The organism is Pseudomonas onubensis, assembly GCF_965653655.1.
Classification (GTDB): Bacteria; Pseudomonadota; Gammaproteobacteria; order Pseudomonadales; family Pseudomonadaceae; genus Aquipseudomonas.
The window spans coordinates 1-7,723 of sequence record NZ_CBFHAZ010000168.1; the positions used below are offsets into that span (position 1 = coordinate 1).

5 protein-coding genes are annotated in these 7,723 nt (G+C 59.9%); 1 reads left to right on the forward strand and 4 read right to left on the reverse strand.

From position 1 onward, the window contains the following. Positions 1–349: 349 nt before the first annotated feature. The 4 genes from mgrA to epsC all read right to left on the reverse strand — a co-directional run bounded on the left by mgrA (position 350) and on the right by epsC (position 6,354). Positions 350–1,387, reverse strand: coding sequence for an L-glyceraldehyde 3-phosphate reductase (gene mgrA, locus ACTD9P_RS28890; protein ID WP_438870321.1), 1,038 nt, complete (start codon positions 1,385–1,387; stop codon positions 350–352). Positions 1,388–1,495: 108 nt separating this feature from the next. Continuing rightward, positions 1,496–2,824: an OprD family outer membrane porin gene (locus tag ACTD9P_RS28895; protein WP_438870323.1), complete on the reverse strand. Its 1,329-nt coding sequence runs from the start codon at positions 2,822–2,824 to the stop codon at positions 1,496–1,498. A gap of 211 nt (positions 2,825–3,035) precedes the next feature. Next, positions 3,036–4,997 carry a choline transporter BetT gene (gene betT / locus ACTD9P_RS28900; protein ID WP_178112753.1) on the reverse strand — a complete coding sequence of 654 codons (1,962 nt, stop codon included), beginning with the start codon at positions 4,995–4,997 and terminating at the stop codon, positions 3,036–3,038. Between the two features lie 430 nt (positions 4,998–5,427). Continuing rightward, positions 5,428–6,354, reverse strand: a complete 927-nt coding sequence (gene epsC, locus ACTD9P_RS28905) for a serine O-acetyltransferase EpsC (protein ID WP_138817314.1) — start codon at positions 6,352–6,354, stop codon at positions 5,428–5,430. Between the two features lie 246 nt (positions 6,355–6,600). Between epsC and ACTD9P_RS28910 the strand changes: the two genes are divergently transcribed. Further along, a complete protein-coding gene (locus tag ACTD9P_RS28910) occupies positions 6,601–7,599 on the forward strand; it encodes a D-cysteine desulfhydrase (RefSeq protein ID WP_438870322.1) in 999 nt (332 codons plus the stop codon). Positions 7,600–7,723: the final 124 nt, after the last annotated feature.

The following is a 7,723-nucleotide window of genomic DNA, read 5'->3' on the forward strand; positions in this document are numbered from 1 at the left end:
TGCAATTTTCCTGAAAGAACTCAGCGTCTGGGTTTGGGGCTGCTTCGCAGCCCAACGCAGGACAAGCCTGCTCGCCACAGGAGAAATTGGCTGCCTTCAAAAGTTGTGTAGATACCCATGCTGCGATAGCGGTGTACCAGCCCATACATTCATCGACTGATTCACCGCCTTCGCGGGCAAGCCCGCTCCCACATTGACCGAGTACGACCGAGTGAATTTGCCACACCGAAGATCAAATGTGGGAGCTGGCTTGCCTGCGATAGCGGCGGACCAGCTCATACATTCATCGACTGACTCACCGCCTTCGCGGGCAAGCCCGCTCCCACATTTTTGACCGGGTTGTGCCGGCTTATTCAGCAGTGGATGGTTTTTCCCACAGGTTAATCCCGCCTTCCTGCGCAAACCGGTCAATCTCCGCCAGTTCTTCTGCACTGAAGCTCAGGTTCTTCAACGCGCCGACGTTTTCAATGATCTGCTCCGGGCGGCTCGCACCAATCAAGGCACTGGTCACCCGTGGGTCACGCAGGGTCCAGGCCAGGGCCAGTTGCGCGAGGCTCTGGCCACGGCGCCTGGCGATTTCATTCAACCCGCGCACATGGGCAATGTTGGCTTCAGACAAGTGCTTGGCCTGCAACGAGCCGCCACCTGGGCGGTTGACCCGCGCATCGGCTGGCACGCCGTTGAGGTACTTGTCGGTGAGCAAACCCTGGGCCAGTGGTGTGAAGGCAATCACCCCTGCGCCAAGTTCGTCGGTGGTATCCAGCAGGTCTTTTTCAATCCAGCGGTTGAGCAGGTTGTAGGCCGGCTGGTGGATCAGCAACGGCACTTTCCACTCTTTGAGCAGCGCCGCCATTTCGCGGGTTTTCACCCCCGAATAAGACGAGATACCGATGTACAACGCTTTGCCCTGCTGCACGGCAGTGGCAAGGGCGCTGGCGGTTTCTTCCAACGGGGTGTCGGCGTCAAAACGGTGGGAGTAGAAAATATCCACGTAGTCGACGCCCAGGCGTTGCAGGCTCTGGTCCAGGCTCGCCAGTACGTATTTGCGCGAACCGCCGCCCTGGCCGTAAGGGCCGGGCCACATGTCCCAACCGGCTTTGCTGGAGATGATCAGTTCATCGCGGTAGTGCTTGAAGTCTTCGCGCAGCAAGCGGCCAAAGTTGATCTCGGCGCTGCCGTAGGGCGGGCCGTAGTTGTTGGCCAGGTCGAAGTGGTTGATGCCCAGGTCGAACGCAGTGCGCAGCAGGGAGCGCTGGGTGTCGATCGGGGTGCTGTCGCCAAAGTTGTGCCACAGCCCCAGGGACAGTGCCGGCAGCACCAACCCACTGCGGCCTACGCGGCGGTACGGGATAGATTCATAGCGGTTTTCGGCAGCAATGTAAGTCATCGAATCCTCTCTTGGACGTAGGCAAATAAGGCCCGGGAATAAGGTTATTCCCAGGCCTTTTAACCAGCTGAATCGCTTAAGCCTGCCCTTCCGTTCTACAGCAATTTACTACCAGAGTGGAACGACATAGCTGACATACAAGCGATTTTCATCTTGGACGGTGGCACCGGTAATGTCCGGGCTGGCGTGGGCGTTTTTCCAGGTCACGCCCAGGCCCTTGAGGGTGCCGGTCGGTACTTGGTAAGCCACGGCAATGTTGCGTTCCCACTCGCTGGTGGTGCCTTGCACGGTGCGGATGTCATCACCGTGGGCATAGGCGGCCGAGAACGTCAGGCCGTTGAGGCCCAGCTTACCGAAGTCATACTTGTACTGCGCAAGCCATGTGCGCTCACCGGCGTGTTGAAATTTATTCAACTGCATGTTGGTGAGCGCCGGGGTGTCGGCGCCTGAGCCTGGGCCTTGGCGGTTGTCGCCACTGTTGAGGCCGGAATCGAGGTACGGAAAGTCGCTGTCGCCGCTGTTTTTCTGGATGCCCAGGCCGACGGTGTGGCCGTCCAGGCTGTAGCTCTCAAGCAAGCTGGCGGTGGTTTGGTTGATGCGGCCTTTGCTGGTGCCGTCGCCATACAGACCGGCGCCGGTAAAGTCTTTATCGCCGTCGGCGTTGGCGCCCACACCGAGGCTGCGGAACACGCGCACGTCGGTGTCGATGGCGCCCACGCTCAACGCGTCGTGGCGCTTGGCGCCAAGGAAGAACTGCTGGTAATAGTCCTCAAGGTTGGAATACCACAGGCTCACGGTGGTGTTCTGAATGCCGGTGTAATCCGCACCGCCGAACAGGAAGCGATCACTTTCTCGGGTGCCGCCGGCGGTGATCATGCCTTGGTCGCCGGTTTCGTTGCGGATCTTGGTCTTGAAGATATCGCCGCCGGTGAAGGTGAAGTCGCTGAGGTCTTTGGAAACCAGCTGCACGCCGGTATTGGTCTGCTGGTACAGGCGGCCGTCGGTGTTGGCCAGTACCGGGTTGTTGCCGTACAGCGTACCAACCCGCAATTCATCTTTGGCGAAACGCATCTTGAAGGTCGGGCTGAGTACACCGAACTGGTCGGCGGATTTGCCGTTGTCCAACGGGAACATGCTGCCGGGGTAACGGACCTGGTGATCCTTGTCGTTGAGGTCGCCGCCGGAGTCGAGTTTCAAGCCGTAGAACGCCTGCAAATCCAGGCCAAAACCTACCGGGCCTTCGGTGTAGCCAGACTTGAAGTTGAACTCGAAACCCTGGCCCCAATCCCGCACGCTATGCGCCTTGGCGTTGCTGCCCACCACGTCACGACCTTGCTGGTTGAGATAGCGGTTGAGCAGGGTCACGTCGGCGTGGCTGTCGTCGATAAAATCGGCATGGGCGGACAGCATAAAGCTCGCCATGGCGGCACCCACCATGGGGCTTATTAACGTCTTCATTGTTACCGGTCTCCGTCACTGTTCTGAAATGAAAGCGTCAAACGCTTCACACAATTACGCAGTGGCCAGATGACAGTTCGGAGTCAAAACACTTAGTTCACGAATGAAATTAAGTTTAAGAAAGCCTTTAATTACGCGGGCTTGCGGGCATTTGATCGTTCCCACGCTCTGCGTGGGAACGATCGGTGGGTCAGCGCACCAGGTGCAGGAACTGCAGGTGGCGCTCGTACTGGTCGAGGATGTCGTTGATGATCTGCTCCTTGGTGTAGCCGACCAGATCGTAGTCCTGGCTGCCCTCACTCAAGTGCACTTCGGCGCGGTAGTAACGGCGGTTGTTGATCTCTTTGGAACCCATGCCACCGCGGGCAAACGACGGCGTGAAATAGCCGCGCATCTGCACCTGGTATACAAACGGATGCTCCTCGCCATGCCCGATTTCCAGGCTGACGCTGTCGTTGGACGGGTCAGGCTGAGTCACCACATTCAGGCCTTTCTCGACGAACACCGCCGTCACTTCTTCGATCGCCGGGCGCACCGTCGCTTCGAGGAAACGGTACACCTCATCGCGTGACGGGAAGTGCACGGCCTGGCTCAAGCGTTGACGCCAACCGCCTCGGCCTTTGCGCGCCGCCGACACCGGCGCCAGCGAATGCAGCTGGGCAATCTGCTTCTGCGATTCAAGGTAGAACGCCTTGTGCAGCCCCCACATCATCAACAACAGGATCAGCGAGAACGGCAACGATGTCAGCACCACCGCCGATTTGAGCGAGTCGATACTGCCGGCAAACAGCAGGGCACTGGTGACCAGCGCCGTCATCGCACCCCAGAACACCCGCAGCCATTTCGGCCCGTCTTCATCGGCGTTGCCGCCTTTGGATGACAAGGTCGACAGCACTACGGTGCCGGAGTCGGCCGAGGTGACAAAGAACACGAAGCTGATAAACACCGTGACGGCGATTACCGTCTTGCTCCATGGGTAGGTTTCCAGCAGCAGGTAGAGGCTCATCGACGGGTCGTCGATGGCTGACTGGCCCAGCGCGGTCATGCCGTGGTTGAGCACTTGGTCGATGGCACTGTTGCCGAAGATCGACATCCACGCCAGGGTGAAGCCCAGCGGAATCAACAGTACGCCGAAGACGAACTCGCGGATGGTACGGCCACGGGAAATACGCGCGATGAACAGGCCCACGAACGGCGACCATGCGATCCACCAGGCCCAGTAGAACACTGTCCAACCGCCCAGCCAGTCGCTGGGTTTGTCGTAGGCGTACACATCGAAGCTCTTGGTCGGCAAGGCGCCGAGGTAGTCACCGATGTTCTGGATCAGGGTGTTGAGCAGGTGCTGGGTAGGGCCTGCGAACAACACAAAAAGCAGCAGCGCACAGGCCAGCAGCATGTTGATGTCGGACATCACTCGCACGCCCTTGTCGACACCAGCCACGGCGACGAGGATCGCGGCGCCCATCATCAAGGTGATCAGGCCAACCTGAATCCACTGCGTATGCGCGATGCCAAACAGGTAGTCGAGACCGGAGTTGAGGTGCAACACGCCAAAACCCATGTCGGCGCCCAGGCCGAACACCGTGGCGATGATGCCGAAGCCATCGACGGCATAACCAATGGGCCCGTTGATACGCTTGCCGATCAGCGGGTACAGCGCTGAACGCAGCGCCAGCGGCAGATTATGCCGGTAGGCGAAGTACGCCAGGGCCATGCCGACAAAGGCAAACACACCCCAGCCGTGCAGACCCCAGTGCAGAAACAGAATCTGCATGGCCTGGCGTGCCGCATCGGCGTTCATCGGCGCGCCCTGAGGCGGTTGCACCAGGTGCGTCAGCGGCTCGGAGACACAGAAGAAAAACAGCGTGATGCTGATCCCGGCGGCGAACAGCATGCCGGCCCAGGACAGGTAACTGAATTCGGGCTCGTCGTGGTCGGCACCGAGTTTTATCTTGCCGTAGCCCGATAGCGCGGTGACCACCACGAAGACCAGATACAGCGTCATCGCGAGCATGTAGTACCAGCCGACCGTGTTGGCCGCCCAGTTTTGTGCGGCCAGCAGCCAGGCACCGGCCTGTTGCGGAATCGCGATAACAGTGATGCCAAACAGCAGGATGAAGCTGGCGGCAAAGTAGAAAACTGGCGCATTCATGCGCACCAGGCCGCTGGATGGGGTGGACGATGCACTCATGAACGATGCACCCCGAAGGTGTGTGATGTGGCTGTAAATAACGGACTCAGCAAAGGTAAGCCTCCTGTTGTGAGCGGGCAGCGAACCACCGGGTTTAACTTGAACGAGCATTCAAGTTAAACATAGGTAGGCGGTTTGGGACTAATCGCAGGGCTGAGTGGTAGACAATTCCTACACTAGCTCAAGGATTGGTATGACGGGCGGGGATGGCAAATCGTTCAGCGGTGGCTGAGGGAAAATCGGTTGGAATCTGGAATACATTCACAATGTGGGAGCGGGCTTGCTCGCGAACGCGGTGGGTCAGCCGACGAATCTGCTGACTGATACTCCGCTTTCGCGAGCAAGTCGAATCGTCGCACCGCCGCTCCCACAGGGGATTTGTGCTGATTCTCTACTTCTGCGCACCGTCGTCGTGCTGCAAATTCGCCTGCGTGATGTTCGCCCCCGCCGGCACGCTGCGGGTCAGCCACACATTGCCGCCAATGGTCGAGCCCTTGCCGATGGTGATGCGCCCCAGGATCGTCGCCCCGGCGTAGATCACCACGTCATCCTCAACGATCGGATGGCGCGGATGGCCTTTCTGCAACTGCCCGTCCTCATCCGCCGGGAAGCGCTTGGCGCCCAACGTCACGGCCTGGTAGATGCGCACACGCTCGCCGATGATCGCGGTCTCGCCGATCACCACACCGGTCCCGTGGTCGATAAAGAAACTCGGCCCGATCTGCGCGCCGGGGTGAATGTCGATGCCGGTGGCCGAGTGGGCAATCTCTGCGCTGATGCGCGCCAGCAACGGCAGCCCGGCACGGTAAAGGTGATGGGCTAAACGGTGATGTATTACCGCCAGGATTCCCGGGTAGCACAGCAGCACTTCATCCACGCTACGCGCGGCCGGGTCGCCATGGTAGGCGGCGAGCACGTCGGTGTCCAACAGGCTGCGCAGTGAGGGCAAAGCCAGGGCGAAGTCCTGGATCAGCCGGATGGCCAGGGCGTCGACCTCGCTGTCATCCTTGGCGCCCTGACGCGCGGCGTAGCGCAGCTCCAGGCGGGCCTGGGCCAGCAGGGCATTCAGGGCGACGTCGAGGGTATGGCCGACGTAAAAATCTTCACTTTCTTCACGCAGATCCACCGGCCCCAGGCGCATCGGGAACAGCGCGCCGCACAGCGCTTCAAGAATCTGCGCCACCGCCTCGCGGGACGGCAACTCACGGCCACCGTGCTCGCCACTCAGGCGGCCATTGCGCGTTCGCCACTGATCCCGGGCGCTGCGCAGCTGGCTGACGATGGTCTGCAATTGCCAATGACTGGAACGCTCACTCACGGTAGGACCTTTGGTAGTGGGAAGCGGCAAGCCACAAGCGGAAAGTAAATGCGACTGGGCTTTTACTTGGGGCTTATCACTTGAAGCTTATAGCTGAAATTTTCGCCTACTTTACTTCATGCCAAGGAAGCAGCCTTAAGAACCAATCATGCCGAGCAAATTACCAAAGCTTATAAGCGATTGGCGGTTGCCGGTTGAAAAGTGCCTGCCTATAGTCGCCCCATCCCTTAGCCACTGTACGTCGCCATGATCAAACAACAGCTCGACCGTTTTAACCGCCTGGAACTGCTGGGTGGCGCCACTGCCCTGGAAAAACTCGAGCGGCTGTCGGCCTGGCTGGGCAGGGACATTTACGTCAAGCGCGACGACACCACGCCGCTGGCCATGGGCGGTAACAAGCTGCGCAAGCTTGAATACCTGGCCGCCGATGCCATTGCCCAAGGTGCCGACACCTTGGTGACCGCCGGCGCCATCCAATCCAACCATGTGCGCCAGACCGCCGCGCTGGCCGCCAAGCTCGGCCTGGGCTGCGTCGCGCTGCTGGAAAACCCTACCGGCACCGAAGACCCCAACTACCTCGGCAACGGCAACCGCCTGCTGCTGGAGTTGTTCGACGCCAAAGTCGAATTGGTCGAAAACCTCGATAACGTCGACGACCAACTCAACGCCCTCGCCGATCGCCTGCGCAGCAACGGCAAAAAACCGTACCTCGTCCCCATCGGTGGTTCCAATGCCTTGGGTGCCTTGGGTTATGTGCGCGCCGGACTGGAGCTGGCCGGGCAGATCGAAGACAGCGGCATTGAGTTCGCCGCCGTGGTGCTGGCCTCGGGCAGCGCGGGCACCCATAGCGGCCTCGCGCTGGCGTTGAGCGAAGCGCTGCCGAATCTGCCGGTGGTGGGCATTACCGTGTCGCGCACCGAAGAAGCCCAGTTCCCGAAGGTACAGGGTCTGGCCGAACGCACCGCCGAATTGCTGGGCGTGGACATTCCCGAAGCCTTCAAAGTGATCCTGTGGGACGAATATTTCGGCCCGCGCTACGGCGAACCGAACGCCGGTACCCTGGCTGCGGTCAAGCTATTAGCCAGCCAGGAAGGCTTGCTGCTGGACCCGGTCTACACCGGCAAGGCCATGGCCGGCTTGCTCGATGGCATCGGGCGTCAGCGGTTTGAGGACGGCCCGATCATTTTCCTGCACACCGGCGGGGCACCGGCGTTGTTTGCGTATGACGCTATTCTAACGGACTGAACACCCCCTGTGTTTTTTATGTTGAGCGAAGCAGGTGACGCAGTAGTCGTATCCTGCCTTAAAGCGCGGTGCGCGTCTTCGCCTGCGGCGCGACTATAAAGCCAGTTTTTAAGACTTGAAAATA